The sequence below is a fragment of the Lentibacillus sp. JNUCC-1 genome, assembly GCF_009741735.1.
In the GTDB taxonomy this organism is placed as follows: domain Bacteria; phylum Bacillota; class Bacilli; order Bacillales; family Amphibacillaceae; genus Lentibacillus_B.
Genome location: NZ_WHOH01000001.1, coordinates 50,897 through 72,136, shown reverse-complemented (window position 1 = coordinate 72,136; position 21,240 = coordinate 50,897). Strand labels below are relative to the sequence as shown.

Genomic DNA, 21,240 nt, shown 5'->3' with positions numbered 1-21,240 from the left:
GACCGGCTGTTTTTAAAGATACAAGCCGGTTTTTCATTTGTTATGCATTTTACTACATTTGTTTAACAGGAGGACACAGCATGAAACTTAGAGATCAAATGCCAGAATTAGAAGGCGCTACAAAGTGGTTGAACAGCGATCCAATTAAAAAAGATGATTTGCTCGGTGGTAAGCCAACATTAATTCATTACTGGTCTGTGAGCTGCGGACTTTGTAAAGAAGCTATGCCGAATGTAAATGAGTTTCGGGATGAATATAAAGATGAGCTGAATGTCATCGCCGTGCACATGCCCAGATCTGAAAAAGATCTTGATTTGGAGCAAATTGAAGAAGTTGCCAAAGAGCATGATATCACACAACCTATCTTTGTTGATAATGACCATAAACTAACAGATGCCTATGATAACCAGTACGTTCCTGCTTATTATGTCTTCGATGCAGAAGGACAGTTAAGGCACTTTCAGGCAGGCGGAGGCGGCATGAAAATGCTCCGGAAACGTGTTAATCGTGTACTCGGAAAGCCAACTAAATAATAAACACCAGTAACAGGCTGTAAATGGACAATCTCCATTACAGCCTTTTTTAAAGTCAAAAATAACAGTCGTTTAAAAAATTTATAAAAAATAAGCATTAGTTGTAGCTTTTTATTTCGGAATCCGTTATATTATATATTATGAATTCAACAACAAAGAGGAGGTGGGGGAATGGATACATTTAAGAAACTCAAACAATTTTATTGGCCATATAAAAAACTGTTCTTTTTATCATTGTTCTTTTTGCTATTTGTAACAGCAATTACAGTTGTTTATCCAATCGTTATTCAAATGACCATTGATGAAGTTGTTTTAAAGGACCGGTATCCACTTATACCCTATATTTCATTGGTGTTTGTAGGCCTGATGCTGATCAAAGGGCTTGCAACGTATTTTCATCAATATCTCGGTGATCTGTTCGGAATTACTGCTGTATACAGATTACGAGAAGCGCTTTATGAGAAATTACAGGTTTTGTCATTTAAATATTATGACAATGCAAAAACAGGAGATTTGATGTCAAGATTAACAGCTGATGTTGACGGATTTCGTTTTTTCTTGTCCGTCGGCTTTGCTGAATTACTCAGGGTTGCGACACTTATTTTGTTCAGTCTTGCGGTAATGTTCTATTATTCAATACCGCTTGCGCTTGTAACAATGGCAGCCATGCCATTTCTTGCTGTAGTGGTCTATAAATTTGACCAGCAAGTTCACCCTGCTTTTAAACGAATCCGGAAGTCATTTGGACACTTGAATACACGCGTGCAAGAGAATATCAGCGGAATTAACACGGTTAAGTCCTTAGCGCGGGAAGAATTTGAAATTGGACGGTTTTCAGATAAAAACGAAACATATAAACAAAATTATATTAACACGTCACTGATCTGGTCTAAATATTTTCCGCTAATGGAGTTTATCGGTAACGTTTGTGCTGTAGCATTGCTTGCTTTTGGCGGTTACCTTGTCATTAACGGTGGTCTTGCATTGGGCGAACTCGTTGCCTTTTTCAGTCTTGTTTGGTATATACTCGGGCCACTGATGAATCTTGGATTTATTGTTAACATGTTCTCCCAGTCAAAAGCATCTGGTGAACGTTTGCTGGAAATTCTGGAAGCAACAGAGAACATTCAAGAGGTTTCCAGTCCTATTGTAAAACCGATTAAAGGCCACATTACCTTTGAAGACGTGTCCTTAACCTATACTGTAGATGATGACTCTGCTTTAAAAGACATCAATCTAGATGCACCGCCTGGTAAAACGATTGGATTAATAGGAGCAACGGGTGCGGGGAAAACGAGTATCACTCAGTTAATCACTCGCTTTTATGAGCCTGAAGAAGGACGCATCCTTATTGATGGTAAGCCCGTAGAGCATTACGATTTAAAAGCATTGCGCCGTCAGATTGGCTTTGTTTTACAGGAGCCATTTCTGTTTTCTACCACGATAAGGGAAAACATTGCCTATGGAAATCCGGATTTAACGGATGAACAAATTATTGATGCGGCTAAACGGGCCCAAGCACATGACTTTATTATGGAAATGCCAGACGGGTATGCCACTTTGCTTGGGGAACGAGGCATGGGACTTTCTGGAGGACAAAAACAACGGATTGCCATTGCGCGGGCTATTTGTATAGATCCAAGTATATTGGTTTTAGATGATGCAACTTCAGCCGTAGACATGGAAACAGAATTCAAAATTCAGCAAGCATTAAAAGAAGTCATGAAAGGCAGAACAACATTTATAATTGCACACCGCATTTCCTCTTTAAAACACGCAGACGAAATTCTTGTACTGGATGAAGGGGAAGTCGTTGAGCGGGGCACACACGATGAGTTAATTGAAAATAGTGGACCATACACACGGATATTCAATATACAATATCAGGACCGGGAAGCGATTATGGAACATGCAAACTAGAAAGGGGGAGAAAGCGTGTCAGGAATAACAGATAAACCGAAATCCAACCGCCATCTAAAACGATTTTATTACACAGTGGACCAAGCGGTGGAAAAACCATTTAACTGGCAGCAAATGTGGCGGTTGCTCATTTATTTAAAACCGTATTCTAAAACATACCTGCCAGGTGCGATTATTGCCATGCTTGTTTCGACAATCGTTCGCCTAGCTGTCCCGATCATTATCGGTAAAGTTGCGATTGATGTCGCGATTAAACAAAAAGATACCAATTTATTAACGTACTTGGTGCTGTTAATCAGTATCTTGTATTTACTGAGTTATGTAGGAAATATATATCGGATCAAATGGGTTAACATTTTAGGTCAGAACGTGATCTATGATCTTCGCAAACATTTATTCAGCCATGTTCAGCGTTTGTCCCATCGTTTCTTTGATCAGCGTTCAGCCGGATCGATTATTGTACGGATAATGAACGACATTACGTCACTTCAGGAATTGTTTACGAATGGAATCATTAACCTGCTAATGGACGTTGTAACACTCACCGGGATTGTTATTATATTGCTTGTTCTGAGTCCAAAGCTCGCACTGGCGGTAATGGTTATTATTCCGGTCATGTTTTATATCTCTACAAAGTTGAGAAAAAACATACGTCGTTCATGGCAGGACGTGCGAATTCAGCAATCACGACTTAATTCGCACCTGAATGAAAGTATTCAAGGCATTAGAATTACACAGTCGTTTTCCCAGGAAAAAGAAAACGAGGAATTCTTTGAAGGTGTGAACCATGACACATACAAAAGCTGGCAAGTGGCAAGTAAGAAAAGTGCCATGTTCCGTCCATTTGTGGAAATGAGCAACGCGGCTGGTACGGTAATATTAATTTCGTATGGGGCCTATTTGATATTGCAAGGAGAGACAAATGGAGGAATTGCCATTGGTACATTTGTTACATTTGCCTTCTTTCTGGGAATGTTTTGGGAGCCAATCTCACGTCTTGGACAGATGTACAATCAATTGTTAATGGCGATGTCAGCATCTGAACGTATTTTCGAATTTCTTGATGAACAGCCAAATGTGGAAGAAAAAGAGAATGCTAAAGTGTTTGACGATATGAAAGGCCATATTGAATTTGATCATGTTCAATTTTCATATGACAGCGACAGAATTGCACTCCATGAAATTTCGCTTGATATTAAAGCTGGGGATACTGTAGCCCTTGTTGGCCATACAGGAAGCGGTAAATCAACCATCGCCAATTTAATCAGCCGTTTTTACGATCCCACACAAGGTTCAGTCAAAATCGATGGTCAAGACCTAAGGGATGTTCAGCTCGATAGTTTACGTCAAAACATTAGTGTGGTTCTTCAGGATACATTTATTTTTTCAGGAACCATTATGGAGAATATTCGCTTTGGAAAACCGGATGCGACAGACGAGGAGGTTATTAGAGCATCTAAAGTTGTGGGAGCAGATGACTTTATTCAGCGTTTGGCTGATGGCTATGAAACTGAGGTGGAAGAGCGCGGCAGTATTCTATCAGCGGGAGAAAGGCAATTAATGTCTTTTGCACGTGCTTTACTTGCCGACCCTCGTATTTTAATTCTGGATGAAGCAACCGCAAGTATCGATACCGAAACAGAAGTCAAGATACAGAATGCATTGAAACGTCTGCTCCATGGGCGAACAGCGATTATGATTGCCCATAGACTGTCTACGATTCGGGAATCAGACAACATCTATGTCCTGGAAAATGGAAAAGTGCTTGAAAATGGCAACCATGATCAACTGATGGCCAAAAGAGGCGAGTACTTTGGTCTTGTTAAGTCTCAATTTGAAATGCTGGATGCCATATAAATTTTAAAAATCACCTCCGGGTAACCGGGGTGATTTTTAAAAGTGAGGAGGGAAGGCTCGCTCATCTGCAACATTGTGTGATATGATAAATTGAAATTAAATGATGTTGTTTGGAGGAAGCAGTATGAAACGTGAATTTGCTGTTATTGGCCTTGGACGCTTTGGGGGAAGTATATGCCGTGAACTCAGCAGAGAAGGTATGGACGTTCTGGCCATAGATAATGATGAAGATAAGATAAATGAGTTTAAAAATATTGCTACATATGCTGTTGTGGCAGATTCAACAGATGAGGCATCGTTAAAAGAATTAGGTATTAAGAATATTGATCATGTGATTGTAGCGATAGGGGATAACATCCAAGCGAGCATATTAACAACTGTTATCTTGAATGATTTAGGGATTAACAGGATTACGGTAAAGGCCCAGAATGATTACCACGAAAAAATATTGAATAAAATAGGTGCAGATCATGTTGTGCACCCTGAACGGGATATGGGTAAACGCATCGCTCACAGTATTATATCTAATAACATTCTTGATTACCTTGAACTATCAGATGATCACAGTATTGTTGAAGTTAAGGCAAGCCGTCATATGATTGGTAAAACCCTTGTGGATCTTGATATTCGTGCCAACTATGGATGTAACGTTGTTGCGATCAAGCGGGGGACGGATATCAATGTATCACCGCTAGCGGAAGAGGAATTGAGGGAAGGTGATATCATGATTGTAATCGGTGCTGATAAGGATATTTCGCGCTTTGAAAAGCATTTGGTTATAGACTAATATATACAAAAAAGGATGGCTGCAGCCATCCTTTTTTTGTATTACACTTCCATAATGATCGGCAATACCATTGGCCGGCGTTTTGTTTTACTGTACAAGAACGGGGAAATGGTATCTGTAATTTCATTTTTAATCTCAGACCATTGTGTTGTTCGGCGTTCCATGACTTTGTTTAAGTGTTTGGAAACCATTTTTTGAGCTTCATTGATCAGGTCTTCTGATTCACGCATATAAACAAATCCACGTGAAATGATGTCAGGACCTGAAGCAATCTTAAAGGATTTCATATCGATGCTGACTACGACAATTACAAGGCCTTCTTCAGATAAAATGCGACGGTCACGAAGAACAATATTACCGATATCACCAATACCGCTTCCGTCTACATAGATGGAACCAGATGGAATTTTGCCTGCAATCATGGCACTGTCTTTACCGAGAGCAAGCACATCACCGTTATCCATTACATAACAATCGTCCGGGTCGATATCGCATGACGATGCCAGGTTAATATGTTCTTTAAGCATACGATATTCACCGTGGATCGGCATAAAGTATTTCGGCTTCATTAACCGCAGCATCAATTTCTGCTCTTCCTGACTGCCGTGTCCAGATGTGTGAATATCACTCAATTTGCCATGAATAACGTCTGCTCCAGCTCTGTACAATTTATTAATTGTCCGGCTTACACTGACTGTGTTTCCAGGTATTGGGGAAGAAGAAAAGACAACTGTGTCACCGGGTATGATTTGAATCTGTCGATGGGTTCCATTAGCGATCCTGGACAATGCAGCCATCGGTTCACCCTGAGAACCTGTACACAAAATCGTTACTTCATTTGCAGGCAGGCGGTTAATTTGATTGGCATCGATAAACGTATCTTTCGGTGCCTTGATATAGCCGAGTTCTTGTCCGATAGAAATGGAAGAATCCATACTGCGTCCAAAGACAGCAATTTTTCGATTGTGTTTCACAGCAGCTTCAACAACTTGCTGCAGTCGATAGATGTTCGACGCAAAGGTTGCAAAGATCAAACGGCCGTCAATTCTGCTGAATATATCATCAATATTCTGTCCGACAACCCGTTCTGACATTGTAAAACCAGGAACTTCACTGTTTGTACTATCAGATAATAAACAAAGTACGCCTTCTTTGCCTATTTCTGCCATTCTTGCAATATTGGCAGGTTCGCCAACAGGGGTAAAATCAAATTTAAAGTCCCCTGTCTGAACAATATTGCCAGGAGGGGTTTTAACTACGATACCAAATGAATCAGGAATACTGTGTGTTGTACGGAAAAATGACACAGATGTTTTGCGGAATTTATAAACATCATCTTCTTGAATTGTATACAATTTCGTGCTTCTCAATAAACCATGCTCTTCAAGTTTGTTTTTAATTAATCCGACAGCAAGTTTTCCTGCATAAATCGGAATATTGACCTCACGCAATAAATAAGGAATTCCCCCAATGTGGTCCTCATGACCATGGGTTATAAAAAGACCCTTGATTTTATCTTGATTCTGAACAAGATACGTGTAGTCAGGGATAACATAATCAATTCCCAAAAGTTCATCCTCCGGGAATTTAATACCAGCATCAATTAAAATAATCTCATCCTGAAATTGGACACCATACGTATTTTTGCCAATTTCACCTAATCCACCCAATGCAAATACAGCTGTTTGATCATTTTTTACGAATTTCATAATCTTAAACGTTCTCCAACTTGTAATTAGGGGATTGCTGCTCGAACTTTAAGTGGGTGTCGTCCAATGGGTGGATGAATTCAATATTGTAATTGCGATCGCTTAATTTTTTGCGTACTTCCCTTTCGGATTCAGCCTCTACATACAGACTTTTTGTCCGTTCACGAACGGGGATTTCATCAGGAAGGTCCTGATATAATACTTTATAAATCATTTCATCTCTCCTATCTTTTTTGTGAAATTTCTTTGAAATTGTATGGTTTTATTTGCAGACGAGTCTGCTGAAAATATGTTTATATTTAACCGCACATGGTATCGTATAGGTTTCACCGTGAATCTTTTTCGAAAGTTGTTGGTACACGACCTTTACCCCAAAAATCTTTCCAACGTTTTTTTAGCTTTTCTCTTAGGCGTTTTAACATGGGACAAGCAGCTCCCTTCATGAATTTAGAAAAGCTTAAAAGTATTCGACCGATCCAATCCCTATTACGTCCAGTATAATATGAAATGGATTAATTTAAAATAAAAATGTTTTAAAATGACTATGAATCCTCTCGTTTCATACTTATGAGCGCAGTGTCTAATGGTTATTTTTAGCTGAACGTTTTTTCTTATACAGGTATTGCCTACATTTGTAACGATTAATCAACTTCCTTGGCGTTTTCTGGAATTTGATAAGGATTGTCCAGGTTGATGTGATCGTAAAACATAACGCCATCTAAATGATCAATTTCATGCTGAATGACGATCGCAGCATAATCACGGAAACGCAATTTCAGCGGATTGCCAGTTTCGTCATAGGCTTTAACCGTTATCCGTGCATAGCGGGGTACATAACCTTCTACAGCTCTGTCGACAGATAAACAACCCTCTCCACCCGCAAGGTAAGCCTGCTCAACGGAATGACTTGTTATTTTGGGGTTAACCAATTTATAGCTGTGCTGCTTATTTTTTGCATCGGTAAAATGAACAACAATCATACGTTTGCAGATCCCCAATTGTGGTGCCGCAAGACCAACACCTGAGCGCAGTTCGTATTTTTCAGCTATTTCTTCGTCCTGGCTGTTTTTCAAAAATGTCATCATGTCGTCCAGAAGGGCCTGGTTTTCTTCCGAAACAGGCAGCTCGACACTGCTTGCCACTTCACGCAACGCAGAATGCCCTTCTCTTACAATATCTTTCATCAAAATCATGAATAAAACACTCCTCATTCTATTTTCAATAATATAAATGTTATTTAAAAATGTTTAATCCTAAAGCGTTATTGGAAACGTTTGGTGTATTTTTGTTTGCTGAAATGATTCATTTACGTTAATATCTTAACATATATATGACAAGCAGGGTTATTATTTTATTTGAACAGGCTTTGTTTGAATATCATTAATTCTACTTGAACTGTTTTTGTGATATAATTTTTTGAGTTGCAATTGAAGGAGGAGAAATCGTGCCGTATAAACGAACAATACTGATTACTGCATTTATGATGATTATAAGTTTTCTGTCCGCATGTACAGGTACATCAACGAGTGAAAAGATTTATGACCATCTGGAAAAAACGATTGAACTGGAAGAAGACTTTGAAGCTCAGCAAAAACCAATTGTAGAATTGGAAAAACAAGAACAAGCTATTTACAAAGAAATTATTGAGATTGGCATGGACGATTTCGATAAAATAAAGTCTTTGGCTGATGATGCGCTTGATATTATTGAACAGCGTCGGGAGAAACTCGATACTGAAAAAGAAAGTATTAATAAGGCTAAAAAGGAATTCAGTGAAATTGAGTCATTGGTGAAAGATATAGAAGATGAAAAAGTAAAAGAACAAGCTAAAGAAATGACAACCATCATGGATGAAAGATATGAAGCGTATGACCAGTTGTATAACGCTTATACAGATTCTCTCAACAAAGAAGAAGAGATGTATACAATGCTGAAAGATAAAGATCTTGAACAAGAACAGTTATCCGAACAAATCAGCAAAGTAAATGAAAGCTACCAGGCTGTTCTCGAAGCCAATGAAACGTTTAATGAACATACTGTTAAATATAATGAACTTAAAAAAGCATTTTATGATGCGGCAGGAATCGAAGTTGAAAGCTCTGAAAAAAAATAGAGTAAGCTGATGAACGGAATCACCATGTGATTCTGTTCTTTTTTATCTTTAGTAGTACAGTTTTAATAAAAAGTATAACAGTTTAAAGGAGTAGGCAAGCGCTTCACGACAGCGCGTATAACAAATAAAAATATCAGCAAGACAATATGATTGACCATATATAAAAATAAGTTTAGAATTAAATTGGATTAAACATTGTACCAGTCATTTCCCTTAACCGGAGTGTTACAGACTTTCAAATTCAGCATCTTAGATTAAGATCATCATGTAAAGGGAAAAGGACAAAAGAAAGTACAGTATTTACTCTGGATTTGGGCAGTCTAAACGAGACAATAGGAAGATAAAGAAAGGAAGAGGTGACAACCTTGAAACATGTGTTGAAGAATGTAGAAGACCAGTTCGAAATGTTTCAGATTCTGAATGAAGATGGAAAGATTGTCAATAAAGATGATGACCCTAATTTATCTGATGATGAATTAAAGGAACTCATGAAACGAATGGTGTATACAAGGGTTCTTGATCAGCGTTCCATCGCTCTAAACCGTCAGGGAAGGCTTGGTTTTTATGCACCAACAGCAGGACAGGAAGCTTCCCAGTTAGCCAGTCAATTCGCATTAGAAGCAGATGACTTTATCCTCCCGGCTTACAGAGATGTGCCACAGATTATTTGGCATGGTTTGCCACTCTATCAGGCTTTCTTGTTTTCTCGTGGACACTTCCATGGCAACCAATTTCCTGAGGGTGTTAATGCAATTAGTCCGCAGATTATCATTGGTGCACAATATATTCAAGCGGCCGGTGTGGCTTTAGGTATTAAAAAGCGCGGCAAAAAAGCTGTTGCTGTAACGTACACAGGTGATGGCGGAACGTCCCAAGGTGATTTTTATGAAGGAATTAACTTTGCAGGGGCTTATAATGCGCCAGCACTTTTCTTTGTGCAAAACAACCACTTTGCCATTTCAGTTCCTGTAGATAAGCAGACAGCCGCAAGAACACTGGCTCAAAAAGCTGTTGCTGCAGGTATAGAAGGCATTCAAGTAGACGGAATGGATCCCTTGGCTGTTTACGCGGTTACAAAACATGCCAGAGAGCGCGCCATCAACAATGAAGGTCCAATGCTTATTGAGACGGTCACATACCGTTATGGCCCACATACGATGGCAGGTGATGATCCAACACGCTATAGAACAGAGGATCTCGATAATGAATGGGAAAAGAAAGACCCACTTGTACGCTTCCGTAAGTATCTTGAAGAAAAAGGCTTGTGGTCAGAAGATCAAGAAAATGAAGTTATAGATCAGGCAAAAGAGGAAATTAAACAGGCCATTAAGAAAGCAGATGGCTATGAAAAGCAAAAAGTGACCGATTTCATTGCAAACATGCATGAAGTTTTACCACCTAACTTAGAAGAACAGATGGAAAAATATAAAGAAAAGGAGTCGAAGTAAATCATGGCACAAATGACAATGATCCAAGCAATCACTGATGCAATGCGCACAGAATTGAAAAACGATGAAAACGTGCTTGTGTTCGGTGAAGATGTGGGCAAAAACGGCGGCGTTTTTCGCGCAACAGAAGGGTTACAGGATGAGTTTGGCGAAGATCGCGTATTTGACACGCCACTTGCTGAATCAGCCATTAATGGACTTTCAGTAGGTTTAGCCTTACAAGGATTTCGTCCTGTACCTGAAATCCAATTCTTCGGCTTCGTATATGAAACAATGGATCAGATTTCAGGGCAGATGGCACGTATGCGCTATAGATCAGGTAATACACAGCAAATGCCAATTACAATCAGATCGCCATTTGGTGGCGGCGTCCATACACCTGAATTGCACGCTGACTCTCTGGAAGGTCTTATTGCGCAGCAGCCTGGGATCCGTGTTGTTATTCCATCTGGTCCATATGATGCCAAAGGCTTGCTGATTTCATCCATTAAGAACAATGACCCGGTATTGTTCCTTGAACACATGAAGTTATACCGCTCATTCCGTGAAGAAGTGCCTGAGGAAGAATATACGATTGATTTGGATAAAGCAGAAGTGAAGCGCGAAGGGAAAGACGTGACCTTGGTCGCATACGGGGCAATGGTCCATGCTTGTTTAAAAGCAGCTGATGAACTTGAAAAAGAAGATATTCAAGCTGAAGTCATTGATTTGAGAACTGTTTCTCCGATTGATGTGGAAACCATTATTAAGTCTGTTGAGAAAACAAACCGTGCAGTGGTCGTTCAAGAAGCTCAGAGACAAGCCGGGGTGGCTGCAAGCGTGGTAGCAGAGATTCAGGAGCGTGCAATATTACATCTTGAAGCACCTGTTCTGCGTGTCGCAGCGCCGGATACTGTTTATTCGTTCTCAGCTGCTGAAGAAGTATGGCTGCCAAACTATAAAGACATTATCGAAACAGTAAAGACATCAATTAATTTCTAAGGATGGAGGTCATCATTTATGGCATATAATTTCAAACTGCCAGATATTGGTGAAGGGATCCACGAAGGTGAAATCGTTAAGTGGTTTGTAAAAGAAGGCGATGAGGTCAAAGAGGATGACGTGCTTTGTGAGGTTCAAAATGACAAAGCAGTAGTGGAAATCCCTTCACCTGTTGATGGAACAGTCAAAAAAGTACATGTTGAAGAAGGTACAGTATCTGAAGTGGGCGATACCATTATTTCGTTTGATGCTGAAGGCTATGAATCTGATGATGAAGATGAAGAGGAAGAAGACAGTCAAGAGGCAAAAGAAGAAACGAAGGAAGAAAAGACCGCAGATACATCAGAAGAGACATCTAAAGCGAAAGAAAAGCCTTCTGAACAAACAGAACAAGACAGTGGACAACGAGTAATCGCTATGCCATCTGTAAGGAAATATGCACGTGACCACGATGTCAATATACAAGACGTAAACGGTTCAGGGAAGAACGGCCGCATCTTAAAAGAAGATATAGATCAATTCATAAGTGGTGAGCAAGCACCGGAAAAAACCGAACAAGAAGCTGAAGTGAGCGAAACTTCGAAAACTGCTTCTGAACCAGCGGCTGCTAAAGGAACATATCCTGAAACACGTGAGAAGATGAGCGGTATCAGAAAATCCATCGCAAAAGCTATGGTCAATTCGAAAACAAAAGCCCCTCATGTCACGTTGCATGATGAAGTCGATGTAACTGAACTTGTTGCCCATCGCAAGAAGTTTAAGCAGGTGGCACTAGACCAGGATATTAAACTTACCTATTTGCCATATGTTGTAAAAGCACTCGTATCAGCATCCAGAAAATATCCAATTATTAATGCAGCTGTAGATGATGAAACAGATGAAATCATCCACAAACATTATTATAATGTTGGTATAGCAGCTGATACTGATAAAGGCTTGCTCGTTCCTGTTGTAAAAGATGCTGATCGCAAATCAATCTTTGAAATTTCCAAAGAGATTGGGGAATTGGCTGTGAAAGCTCGTGACGGCAAGCTTGCCCCCGATGAAATGAAGGGCGCTTCAAACACGATTACAAACATTGGCTCAGCGGGAGGACAGTGGTTCACACCTGTTCTCAATTATCCTGAAGCAGCCATACTTGGTATCGGAAGAATTGCCGAGAAACCAATTGTAAGAGATGGTGAAATTGTGGCCGCACCTGTATTAGCCCTTTCACTGAGCTTTGACCACCGCATTGTAGATGGTGCAACAGCACAGCATGCTTTAAATCAGATTAAGCGGCTATTGAACGATCCACAACTTATTATGATGGAGGCGTAATATATGGTAGTAGGAGATTTCCCGATTGAAACAGACACACTCATTGTAGGAGCAGGCCCCGGCGGCTACGTAGCCGCTATCCGGGCTGCCCAAATGGGGAAGAAAGTAACCATTGTGGAAAAAGGTGAGCTTGGAGGGGTGTGCCTAAACGTTGGCTGTATCCCTTCAAAAGCTTTAATCCAAGCAGGGCACTTAGCTGACCATGCTAAAGGTCATGAAGACATCGGCATCACAACAGAGAACGTATCAGTTGATTTTTCTAAAGTTCAAAAATGGAAAGCCGGTGTTGTTAAAAAGCTGACTTCCGGAGTAGAAGGACTTTTAAAAGGCAACAAGGCTGATATTGTAAAAGGTGAAGTCTATTTTGTTGATAAAAACACAGTTAAAGTCATGGATGAAAAAAATTCTCAGACGTACACTTTCAATGATTGTATCATTGCAACTGGTTCCACTCCGATTGAAATACCTGGCTTTAAATATTCGAACCGGGTTCTAGATTCCACAGGCGCACTGGCATTAAACGAAATACCCGAAAAGCTCGTGATCATCGGTGGCGGGTATATCGGAATTGAACTTGGCACAGCATACGCCAACTTTGGCACAGAGGTGACTGTGTTAGAAGGTACGAAGGAAATTCTAGGCAGCTTTGAGAAACAGATGACACAACCTGTGAAAAAGCGGCTTAAGAAAAAAGGCGTCAAAATTATTACACAAGCGATGGCGCAAAGTGCTGAAGAAACAGACAAGGGTGTTAAAGTCACCTATGAAGCAAAAGGTGAAGAAAACAGCATAGAAGCCGATTATGTACTTGTAACAGTTGGACGTAAACCAAATACTGAAGAAATCGGTCTTGAACAAGTTGGTATTGATGTTGACGACAAAGGGTTAATAAAAATTGACAAACAATGCCGTACCAACATAGATAATATCTATGCCATTGGTGATATCGTAGCAGGTCCTCCGCTTGCCCATAAAGCTTCTTATGAAGGTAAAGTTGCAGCTGAGGCTATTGCAGGAGAAAACGCTGCAATTGATTATGTGGGAATTCCTTCTGTTGTATTTTCCGACCCTGAACTTGCCTCTGTTGGATATACAGAAAAAGAGGCCAAGGAAGAAGGGTATAATGTCAAAGTAGCAAAATTCCCATTTGCTGCAAATGGTCGTGCCCTTTCACTGAATGACACAGACGGTTTTGTTAAGCTTGTGACACGTGAAGAGGACGGTCTGGTCATTGGTGGACAAATTGCTGGTGCTAATGCCAGTGATATGATAGCAGAAATCGGTCTGGCCATTGAAGCAGGTATGACAGCTGAAGACATTGCGCTGACCATTCATGCACACCCTACACTGGGTGAGATCACAATGGAAACAGCAGAGGTCGCACTCGGGACCCCTGTTCATATGATGAAATAAGTAATAAAAAGCGGCCCGCCTTATTTGGCGGGCCGCTTTTTATTACTTTTTGGTTCTCTTTGACCGCAGGACTTTTTCCTCGTGTTTAAACTCTTTAAGCATCGATATCACAATCATGATCATAATGATTGCAAATGGAAATGCGACAATAATCGAGGCCGTTTGCAAAGCACCTAATCCGCCTTGCCATAACAATACGGCAGCAGCGCCGGATTGAATAACACCCCAGATGAACTTGACAGTGTTCGGTGGGTATAAACTGCCACCAGTTGTTTGCATGCCAAGTACGAATGTTGCTGAATCAGCTGAAGTGATAAAGAAGGTACTGATCAGCAAAATCGCTATAACAGACATAACTGTACCAAACGGAAAGTGTTCAAGCACTGCAAACAGAGCAACTTCCGAACCCAGCTCTCTTACCTGTGAAATAATATTCGCGTCATGGAAAAACTCCAGGTTGATGGCAGATCCGCCGAATACAGAAAACCATAAAGCTCCAAAAATGGTTGGCACCAGCAATACACCTAGCACAAATTCGCGGATCGTTCGACCTCGTGAAACACGTGCTATAAACGTTCCAACGAAAGGCGACCAGGCAATCCACCATGCCCAGTAAAACAGTGTCCAATTCCCTAGCCACTCTGAGTTTTCACTAAAAGGTGTCATCCGGAAACTCATGTTTGGAAGGTTTTGGATGTAACTCCCAAATGTATTGGTAAACAGTTCCATTATAAATCTGGTTGGCCCTGAGAAGAGCAGAAAGACCATTAACAAGATCGCCAGTATAATGTTTGTATTACTTAAAATCTTGATGCCTCTGTTAAGTCCTGACATTGCAGAAATCATAAATAAGACTGTTACAATGGCAATGATGATAAGCTGTAACGCCGTTCCAGCCTCAAAATCAAATACATACGATAATCCGCCGCTGATTTGAATTGCTCCGAAACCTAGAGAAGTAGCCACTCCAAAAACAGTAGCAAAGACGACAATGAAGTCAATAAACGTGCCGAGTGGTCCTTTAACACGATCTCCAAGTAATGGATGCAAAATAGCACTTACGACACCTGGTGCTTGTTTACGGAATTTAAAATAAGCAAGCGCCAATGCTATTGTGGCGTATGTGGCCCATGGGTGGAGTCCCCAATGGAAGAAACTGTATTGAAGTGAACGTTTAGCAGCTTCACCTGTTTCATTGTCCCCAAAAGGTGGATTGTGAAAATGCTCCAATGGTTCTGCTGCTCCCCAAAATACGAGTCCAATTCCCATACCGGCACTAAATAGCATGGCAAACCATGTGATGTAGGAGTATTCTGGTTCATCACCTGGCTTTCCAAGTTTAATGTTTCCGTACTTGGAAAAGATCAGGTACACAGCAAATCCTAAAAATACCGTTGTAGAGATTAAATAAAACCAGCCAAACTCTTTGACCAGGTAATTCTGAATGCCGCTTGTTACGTCATCCAGATTCGCGTGGGGGAGGACCTCTTTAGGAATGATGCCCCAAATAATGAATAGAATAGCCACTATAGCTGAAATGTAGAATACATTTGTTACTTTTTTCACAGGCAAACCCCTTTCTCTATATATCATATTGTTAATATGAACCATTAAGCATTTTAACATGCCTAATACCATTACAAAATCGTTTCCCTTTAAAAAAAATAATAAACAGTATTCCAACTAATTTTATATAAGACAAATCATAGTCAAATCCTGTCACATTTTGTATAATGGTATGTATATATACAACATCAAGGGGCAGACAATGAGAAAAATATATGTGTTCATCCTAGCTTTAATCTTTGTCGTTTCGGCATGTTCTTCACCTGATACCAGTGAAACTTCAGGCAATGAGAACGAAACCGATACAAATGCAGAAAGTACTGAAAATGCAACAACCGATAATGAGACCAATGAAAGTGAAGATACTGGTGATGCGACCGAGGATGAAAACACTGAGGACAGTGAAAATAACCAACCTGTTGAAGATGAACAGACAAATGAAGAAATTGAACCGATGTATGAAGTATCACAAGAGTCTTGGCATATCAAACCTATCACAGATGACGCCAATGAAAAGATTGTTCTTTTAACGATTGATGATGTTCCTGATGAGCATGCTCTGGAAATGGCAAAAACATTAAAAGAACTGGACGCGGGTGCGATCTTCTTTGTGAATGGACATTTCATGGAAACAGAAGAAAAGAAAGAAATTGTTAAAAAAATTCATGATATGGGTTTCCTGATCGGCAATCATACCTACAGTCACAAATCATTGCCTGATCTTGACAAAGAAACTCAAAAGGAAGAGATCATTCAAGTGAATGATATGGTAGAAGAGATTATTGGCGAACGTCCGGCTTTCTTTAGAGCACCATTCGGTCAAAACACAGATTACTCCAAACAAATTGCTGATAAAGAAAATATGGTGCTCATGAATTGGGTATACGGCTATGATTGGAATAAAGAATATATGTCTAGGGAGGCACTCACCGATATTATGCTTAACACAGAGCTCTTAGGCAATGGGGCCAACCTGCTGATGCATGATAGAGACTGGACAAACGCAGCTTTACACGATATCGTTGTTGGTCTCAGAGACCAAGGTTACGAAATTGTTGATCCGGAGTTAATTAAAACGATAAAATAGCCTTAAAAAAACTGCTATCGATTAGATGGCAGTTTTTTTATGCACATTTTAAACGGTATGTCATATAAATGTATTGTGTTATACTAAATAGTGTGTTATTCTTACTGTGTTATCAAAAAGCGCTTACATTAAACTTAAGGAGGCATTCGCATGGGAACGATCATTTGTAAGGAGTGTCATAATGTAATCGAACATTATGATGAAGAAAAAGTAACCACACTTTACGGTAAATGCCCCTCTTGCGGTAAGTCTGAATCATAAAAGCTATTATTTTTAAAAAGGTCACTCTATATGAGTGGTCTTTTTTTATGTGAAGACATCGATTCATGATAATATGAAAAGCAGAGATTGAAATGAATGGAGGATGTTTGAATGGATTGGAAAACAAGAGTCTCAGATCTCCTTAATATTCGTTATCCCATTATTCAAGGCGGACTTGCTTACCTTGCTTATGCAGATTTGGCAGCAGCTGTTTCAAATGCAGGGGGTCTAGGTCAAATTACAGCTATGAGCTTGGAAGGTCCTGAGGCACTGCGAGAGGAAATAAACAAAATACGCCGTAAAACCGACAAGCCTTTTGGTGTTAACTTTGCTATTGGGGGCACGGCAGAGCTTTTGAACATATGGTGGAAGTGGCTGTGACTGAAAGCGTACCCGTTATTTCTGTTACAGGAGGAAATCCTAAAGGGGTTCTTGATCTCGTGAAAGGCCATAATATTAAGACGCTGGTGCTTGTCGCTGCTAGAAGACAGGCGGAAAAAGCACAGGAATTGGGTGCGGACGCCGTAATGGTTGTGGGTCAGGAAGGTGGCGGGCATCTTGGAAGAAGTGATACAGGGACAATGGTTCTTACACCCCAAATTGTTGATCATTTAGATATTCCGGTTGTGGCATCAGGGGGAATTGTCGATGGTCGCGGATTAATGGCTGCACTTGCATTTGGAGCTGAAGGAATTGAAATGGGCACACGATTTATAGCGACAAAAGAATGCCAGGCAGCACATTCACACTATAAACAAGCGCTATTAGATGCGGATGAAGACTCTACAGTGGTGATTAAGCGATCCTTAGGGACACCAGCTCGAGCCCTTAAAAACACATGGACAGATCGGATCCTACAATTGGAAGCCCGAGAGTTGGGATATGAAGGCTTAAAAGACTATATTAGCGGAAGCGCCAATCAAAGATTTATTTATGACGGGCTGACAGAAGAAGGGTTTGCATGGGCAGGGCAAGGTGCTGCCAGAATTCATGATGTGCCAAGTGTATCCGACTTAATGACGAAAATCATAACAGAGGCAGAAGACATTAGAAAGAAATGGAGTGGTCAATCATGAATACGCATTACAATTACCCCATTGACACCGACTGGTCAACAGAAGAAGTGATTGATGTCGTCCATTTCTTTAATTTGATTGAGCAAGCTTATGAGCATGGTGTCTCCAAAGAAAGGCTTTTGCAAGCTTATAACAGGTTTAAGGAAATTGTTCCTTCTAAATCAGAAGAAAAACAACACTTTAAAACCTTTCAGCAATCCTCAGGTTATTCCAGTTATCACGCCGTGCAAGCTGCACGTAAAACCGAAGCTGACAAGGTGCGAATGCAAGCTGCCAACGATTGATTCATTTTTTATACAGATCTTGCCTGCATAGCTTTTTGATAAAAAGGAACGAGATCATCGGCTGTATCCATAACGATAGCCATGAATTGCTCATTATCCTGCAAACGCACATCGTCCCGGAGCAGATGACGTCCGATAAGGAATTCAGCTTTTTTGACATCTCTGAAACGTTCTAAATGAGATGTTTCCAATGAATCGATTGGAAAAGCATCTTTTTTCATATGATCCAACGACACAACATAATCTTCAGGCAGCTGTTTCAGATTTGAAAGGTTATTTAAAAATTCGCTTGCTATACGGCTTTTACCATCCAATTCATATATAAAGGCAAGCCATATAAATAGATGGGAGTCAAAAAGACCAACTTGAAAATGTGGGTGTTTTTTGTAGCCGCGTTTGTTGTCTGCAACAGCAAGCCATGTATCATTGGGCGGGTTAACCGTGCGTCTCGCATGTTTAGCTATGTGAAGGTACATTTCGTTTCCGAGCTTTTGAGATAAATGATCAGCCAATTCTGTACCTATCTCCTGAAATTTAGGTTGAATTCTCTGCTGGATCGCTTCCATGCGGGACTCTAACCCGTCTATTTTGAAGGTATCAAAATCTTTTTGCGTAAATGCTTCGACCATAGTTGTTCCCTCTTTTCATATTTGGTGATATTACACATTATCATGGATTGGCATCTTACCGTCAAGCTGCTTGTTTTTTATCCGTGATGAACGGATTTTTCCTTTGCGACATATAGATATATTAAAGCTGATCAAGGGGTGCTGAAGATATGAAATTCGTAATGGAGGCCATCCGTGAGCAAGAAGCAAAGGAAAAAGAACCCGTCATTAAATTAGAGATAGATTATGAATTGGCGACACTGCACGATGCCATGATTGTGGACGACCGAATACAGATGATTAAATCCAAAGAGCGGCTGAAGACGCTCTGCAGGCAGCTGACCTCGTTTAAAGACACATAATAATATGGAAAAAGAACATAATCGCTTCATATTGCGTGATTATGTTCTTTCTGGCTGTTTTCTGGACATGTTTTTCATGACGGAAGAGGGTGTATCTGATACGATATATAAGACAAAGTGAAAAGAAGGGGGCAATCTTATTGCAAAAAGAAACCATTACAAACATACATGCAAATGCAAAGACGTGGGTCCTGGAGGCCGGTGAACTGATCCGCAAGTTGATTCGGGAACCTATGACAATAGACACCAAATCTGATCGCAACGATTTAGTGACATCAGCTGACCAGGAAGTTGAACAGTTTTTTGCAAGTAAAGTCAGAAGTTTTTACGCGGATCACTACATTATTGGTGAAGAAGGATATGGGGATCAAATAGAATCTTTGGATGGGACTGTGTGGATCATTGACCCAATTGATGGGACCATGAATTTTGTTCATCAGCAGCGTTACTTTTGTATTTCTGTAGGCATTTATCAAGATGGTGTTGGTGAAATTGGCCTAATATATGACGTGATGGGGGATGTCCTATATAGTGCTGTACGTGGGGAGGGAGCATATAAAAACGAGCAGAAACTTCCCATGGTGAATCAAAATTTGACTTTGGAAGATTCAATTTTGGGTATGAATCATTTTTGGTTGTGTCAAAACAGACGGGTTGAAGCTCAATCCATGCAGAAGCTGGTTAAAACAATCAGAGGCACACGTACATATGGATCTGCAGCTCTTGAGTTTGCTTATGTTGCTGAAGGCATCGTGGACGGCTATCTTGCCCTGGGTCTGTCTGGCTGGGATATTGCAGCCGGAATCGTAATCGTAAACGAAGTAGGCGGCGTGACAACAGACATTGATGGAAATCAGATTGACCTCTTATCAAATAGCCCGATATTCGTAGCCAACCCTGCTATTCATACATCGATAATCGAACAATTTATTAAACCGGGCAGAAAAAATATATAACAACACTATAGAAGTGTTGTTATATTAAAGGTTTTAATCGCTATTTTGTACGCTTTTTTCGTTTCAGATAAAGCCCTAATCCCATGAGTCCAAATCCAAGTACAATAAATAAAATGATAAACAGAATACTTCGAAATGCAATGGCAAGACCAACTAAAAAGAACATTAGAATGACTAGAAAAGCCAATAATAACATCGGTATATCAATTTTCTTCATGGTGACACCTCTATATGATTATTAGTATGAAATTGCATGATTATATGGCATCATAAGCTGAAATCCAGTATGATAACATATATAGTCTATTATTTGATGGAGGCAAAAAATGAACGCAGATTTCAGTTTCTTATTTAATTACATATACGATCATTTTGGTGCAGAATATATATGGGAGATCTTCTATGTGTTGAATTTGATCTTCGGCATCATCTCCTACAAGCTGGGTTTTGCACGGAAACTTCCTGTTGGCAAGTCGGTTGTGGTTTATATTTTATTAGCGATCGGAACAATTATCATGACTTTTTTCAGTGTGTTGTTCAGAATGCCGATTACGGAGTCTTTGATTATTGTCGCCCTTGTTATGGGCGTTTACCGGTTTAGGCTTCACCGTGAACGGAAAAATCGAACAGACACTTAGCATGCTAATACGGGCATGGCACTGCCATGCCCGTATTTAAATATAATTATCTTGTTTCTTTTTTGGGTCATACAGGTGGAAGTTGCCTGTGTTATGCCGTTTTTTTGTGTTCTCTTCAATCCGGTCATGACAAGTTTGACACATATACATATTTATTCTTCTGTTACGCAGACGTTTTGCCTTAAGGCAATCATCCTGCAATGACTCTACTTTATCGCAAATCACACATTTAACTTGCATACAATCACCTCTATTAATGTGAACGAATTGACTTCCTATGAATTTTTAGTATAAAAGGGATGTTTTAAACCAAAATAGGAA

22 protein-coding genes and 1 pseudogene are annotated in these 21,240 nt (G+C 40.1%); 16 read left to right on the top strand and 7 right to left on the bottom strand.

The window, feature by feature from the left end; all coding sequences use genetic code 11:
* Nucleotides 1-80 precede the first annotated feature (80 nt).
* From JNUCC1_RS00385 to JNUCC1_RS00370, 4 genes are all read left to right on the top strand, one after another.
* Nucleotides 81-533 carry a redoxin domain-containing protein gene (locus JNUCC1_RS00385; RefSeq protein WP_156643506.1) on the top strand — a complete coding sequence of 151 codons (453 nt, stop codon included), beginning with the start codon at nt 81-83 and terminating at the stop codon, nt 531-533.
* Nucleotides 534-704: 171 nt separating this feature from the next.
* The gene (locus JNUCC1_RS00380) at nt 705-2,453 is read left to right on the top strand and encodes an ABC transporter ATP-binding protein (RefSeq protein ID WP_156643505.1); all 1,749 of its coding nucleotides are present in this window, start codon (nt 705-707) and stop codon (nt 2,451-2,453) included.
* Between the two features lie 114 nt (nt 2,454-2,567).
* A complete protein-coding gene (locus tag JNUCC1_RS00375) occupies nt 2,568-4,310 on the top strand; it encodes an ABC transporter ATP-binding protein (RefSeq protein WP_156645319.1) in 1,743 nt (580 codons plus the stop codon).
* 124 nt (nt 4,311-4,434) lie between these two features.
* On the top strand, nt 4,435-5,097 hold the full coding sequence (locus tag JNUCC1_RS00370; protein WP_156643504.1) for a potassium channel family protein: 663 nt from the start codon (nt 4,435-4,437) through the stop codon (nt 5,095-5,097).
* A gap of 41 nt (nt 5,098-5,138) precedes the next feature.
* Here JNUCC1_RS00370 and rnjA read toward each other — a convergent pair whose 3' ends face one another.
* From rnjA to def, 3 genes are all read right to left on the bottom strand, one after another.
* Complete coding sequence (gene rnjA, locus JNUCC1_RS00365) at nt 5,139-6,806, bottom strand: ribonuclease J1 (protein WP_156643503.1); 1,668 nt, start codon at nt 6,804-6,806, stop codon at nt 5,139-5,141.
* Between the two features lie 4 nt (nt 6,807-6,810).
* Nucleotides 6,811-7,020, bottom strand: a complete 210-nt coding sequence (locus JNUCC1_RS00360; RefSeq protein WP_156643502.1) for a DNA-dependent RNA polymerase subunit epsilon — start codon at nt 7,018-7,020, stop codon at nt 6,811-6,813.
* Nucleotides 7,021-7,447: 427 nt separating this feature from the next.
* Entirely contained in the window at nt 7,448-7,999 is a 552-nt protein-coding gene (gene def, locus JNUCC1_RS00355) for a peptide deformylase (RefSeq protein ID WP_156643501.1), read from the bottom strand.
* Nucleotides 8,000-8,250: 251 nt separating this feature from the next.
* Here def and JNUCC1_RS00350 point away from each other — a divergent pair, with 251 nt between their 5' ends.
* The 5 genes from JNUCC1_RS00350 (at nt 8,251) to lpdA (ending at nt 14,081) form a co-directional block, all read left to right on the top strand.
* On the top strand, nt 8,251-8,919 hold the full coding sequence (locus JNUCC1_RS00350; RefSeq protein WP_331713537.1) for a YkyA family protein: 669 nt from the start codon (nt 8,251-8,253) through the stop codon (nt 8,917-8,919).
* 365 nt (nt 8,920-9,284) lie between these two features.
* On the top strand, nt 9,285-10,367 hold the full coding sequence (gene pdhA / locus JNUCC1_RS00345; protein WP_156643500.1) for a pyruvate dehydrogenase (acetyl-transferring) E1 component subunit alpha: 1,083 nt from the start codon (nt 9,285-9,287) through the stop codon (nt 10,365-10,367).
* A gap of 3 nt (nt 10,368-10,370) precedes the next feature.
* The gene (locus tag JNUCC1_RS00340; RefSeq protein ID WP_156643499.1) at nt 10,371-11,348 is read left to right on the top strand and encodes an alpha-ketoacid dehydrogenase subunit beta; all 978 of its coding nucleotides are present in this window, start codon (nt 10,371-10,373) and stop codon (nt 11,346-11,348) included.
* Nucleotides 11,349-11,366: 18 nt separating this feature from the next.
* Nucleotides 11,367-12,668 (top strand): dihydrolipoamide acetyltransferase family protein, encoded by a 1,302-nt coding sequence (locus tag JNUCC1_RS00335; RefSeq protein WP_156643498.1) that lies wholly within the window; start codon nt 11,367-11,369, stop codon nt 12,666-12,668.
* A 3-nt stretch (nt 12,669-12,671) separates the two neighbouring features.
* On the top strand, nt 12,672-14,081 hold the full coding sequence (lpdA, locus tag JNUCC1_RS00330; RefSeq protein WP_156643497.1) for a dihydrolipoyl dehydrogenase: 1,410 nt from the start codon (nt 12,672-12,674) through the stop codon (nt 14,079-14,081).
* Between the two features lie 42 nt (nt 14,082-14,123).
* On the opposite strand, the gene JNUCC1_RS00325 is transcribed toward lpdA, so the two are convergent.
* A complete protein-coding gene (locus JNUCC1_RS00325) occupies nt 14,124-15,647 on the bottom strand; it encodes a glycine betaine uptake BCCT transporter (protein WP_331713536.1) in 1,524 nt (507 codons plus the stop codon).
* Between the two features lie 202 nt (nt 15,648-15,849).
* Between JNUCC1_RS00325 and JNUCC1_RS00320 the strand changes: the two genes are divergently transcribed.
* The 4 genes and pseudogenes from JNUCC1_RS00320 to JNUCC1_RS00305 all read left to right on the top strand — a co-directional run bounded on the left by JNUCC1_RS00320 (nt 15,850) and on the right by JNUCC1_RS00305 (nt 18,355).
* The gene (locus tag JNUCC1_RS00320; RefSeq protein ID WP_156643496.1) at nt 15,850-16,734 is read left to right on the top strand and encodes a polysaccharide deacetylase family protein; all 885 of its coding nucleotides are present in this window, start codon (nt 15,850-15,852) and stop codon (nt 16,732-16,734) included.
* Nucleotides 16,735-16,884: 150 nt separating this feature from the next.
* The gene (locus JNUCC1_RS00315; RefSeq protein WP_156643495.1) at nt 16,885-16,995 is read left to right on the top strand and encodes a GapA-binding peptide SR1P; all 111 of its coding nucleotides are present in this window, start codon (nt 16,885-16,887) and stop codon (nt 16,993-16,995) included.
* A gap of 111 nt (nt 16,996-17,106) precedes the next feature.
* Nucleotides 17,107-18,071 (top strand): annotated as a pseudogene (locus tag JNUCC1_RS00310) (NAD(P)H-dependent flavin oxidoreductase).
* On the top strand, nt 18,068-18,355 hold the full coding sequence (locus tag JNUCC1_RS00305; protein ID WP_156643494.1) for a UPF0223 family protein: 288 nt from the start codon (nt 18,068-18,070) through the stop codon (nt 18,353-18,355). Before JNUCC1_RS00310 ends, JNUCC1_RS00305 begins: the two are co-directional and overlap by 4 nt.
* Before the next feature lie 8 nt (nt 18,356-18,363).
* Here JNUCC1_RS00305 and JNUCC1_RS00300 read toward each other — a convergent pair whose 3' ends face one another.
* A complete protein-coding gene (locus JNUCC1_RS00300; RefSeq protein ID WP_156643493.1) occupies nt 18,364-18,984 on the bottom strand; it encodes a YktB family protein in 621 nt (206 codons plus the stop codon).
* Between the two features lie 149 nt (nt 18,985-19,133).
* Between JNUCC1_RS00300 and JNUCC1_RS00295 the strand changes: the two genes are divergently transcribed.
* Together JNUCC1_RS00295 and JNUCC1_RS00290 are read left to right on the top strand one after the other, a co-directional pair.
* Complete coding sequence (locus JNUCC1_RS00295) at nt 19,134-19,325, top strand: hypothetical protein (RefSeq protein ID WP_156643492.1); 192 nt, start codon at nt 19,134-19,136, stop codon at nt 19,323-19,325.
* A 140-nt stretch (nt 19,326-19,465) separates the two neighbouring features.
* Nucleotides 19,466-20,281: an inositol monophosphatase family protein gene (locus JNUCC1_RS00290; RefSeq protein WP_156643491.1), complete on the top strand. Its 816-nt coding sequence runs from the start codon at nt 19,466-19,468 to the stop codon at nt 20,279-20,281.
* A gap of 40 nt (nt 20,282-20,321) precedes the next feature.
* Here JNUCC1_RS00290 and JNUCC1_RS18115 read toward each other — a convergent pair whose 3' ends face one another.
* Complete coding sequence (locus tag JNUCC1_RS18115) at nt 20,322-20,498, bottom strand: DUF5325 family protein (protein WP_197431581.1); 177 nt, start codon at nt 20,496-20,498, stop codon at nt 20,322-20,324.
* A 109-nt stretch (nt 20,499-20,607) separates the two neighbouring features.
* Between JNUCC1_RS18115 and JNUCC1_RS00285 the strand changes: the two genes are divergently transcribed.
* Entirely contained in the window at nt 20,608-20,919 is a 312-nt protein-coding gene (locus JNUCC1_RS00285) for a YlaH-like family protein (RefSeq protein WP_156643490.1), read from the top strand.
* Between the two features lie 36 nt (nt 20,920-20,955).
* On the opposite strand, the gene JNUCC1_RS00280 is transcribed toward JNUCC1_RS00285, so the two are convergent.
* Nucleotides 20,956-21,159, bottom strand: coding sequence for a YlaI family protein (locus tag JNUCC1_RS00280; RefSeq protein ID WP_156643489.1), 204 nt, complete (start codon nt 21,157-21,159; stop codon nt 20,956-20,958).
* Nucleotides 21,160-21,240 lie beyond the last annotated feature (81 nt).

Coding starts and splice junctions, on each gene's coding strand:
- JNUCC1_RS00280 (WP_156643489.1), bottom strand. CDS start 21,159: ATGCAAGTTAAATGTGTGATTTGCGATAAAGTAGAGTCATTGCAGGAT.
- JNUCC1_RS00360 (WP_156643502.1), bottom strand. CDS start 7,020: ATGATTTATAAAGTATTATATCAGGACCTTCCTGATGAAATCCCCGTT.
- JNUCC1_RS00375 (WP_156645319.1), top strand. CDS start 2,568: ATGTGGCGGTTGCTCATTTATTTAAAACCGTATTCTAAAACATACCTG.
- JNUCC1_RS00335 (WP_156643498.1), top strand. CDS start 11,367: ATGGCATATAATTTCAAACTGCCAGATATTGGTGAAGGGATCCACGAA.
- JNUCC1_RS00370 (WP_156643504.1), top strand. CDS start 4,435: ATGAAACGTGAATTTGCTGTTATTGGCCTTGGACGCTTTGGGGGAAGT.
- JNUCC1_RS00285 (WP_156643490.1), top strand. CDS start 20,608: ATGAACGCAGATTTCAGTTTCTTATTTAATTACATATACGATCATTTT.
- JNUCC1_RS00340 (WP_156643499.1), top strand. CDS start 10,371: ATGGCACAAATGACAATGATCCAAGCAATCACTGATGCAATGCGCACA.
- JNUCC1_RS00315 (WP_156643495.1), top strand. CDS start 16,885: ATGGGAACGATCATTTGTAAGGAGTGTCATAATGTAATCGAACATTAT.
- rnjA (WP_156643503.1), bottom strand. CDS start 6,806: ATGAAATTCGTAAAAAATGATCAAACAGCTGTATTTGCATTGGGTGGA.
- JNUCC1_RS00380 (WP_156643505.1), top strand. CDS start 705: ATGGATACATTTAAGAAACTCAAACAATTTTATTGGCCATATAAAAAA.
- JNUCC1_RS00320 (WP_156643496.1), top strand. CDS start 15,850: ATGAGAAAAATATATGTGTTCATCCTAGCTTTAATCTTTGTCGTTTCG.
- JNUCC1_RS00300 (WP_156643493.1), bottom strand. CDS start 18,984: ATGGTCGAAGCATTTACGCAAAAAGATTTTGATACCTTCAAAATAGAC.
- def (WP_156643501.1), bottom strand. CDS start 7,999: ATGATTTTGATGAAAGATATTGTAAGAGAAGGGCATTCTGCGTTGCGT.
- JNUCC1_RS00305 (WP_156643494.1), top strand. CDS start 18,068: ATGAATACGCATTACAATTACCCCATTGACACCGACTGGTCAACAGAA.
- JNUCC1_RS00385 (WP_156643506.1), top strand. CDS start 81: ATGAAACTTAGAGATCAAATGCCAGAATTAGAAGGCGCTACAAAGTGG.
- JNUCC1_RS18115 (WP_197431581.1), bottom strand. CDS start 20,498: ATGAAGAAAATTGATATACCGATGTTATTATTGGCTTTTCTAGTCATT.
- JNUCC1_RS00295 (WP_156643492.1), top strand. CDS start 19,134: ATGAAATTCGTAATGGAGGCCATCCGTGAGCAAGAAGCAAAGGAAAAA.
- lpdA (WP_156643497.1), top strand. CDS start 12,672: ATGGTAGTAGGAGATTTCCCGATTGAAACAGACACACTCATTGTAGGA.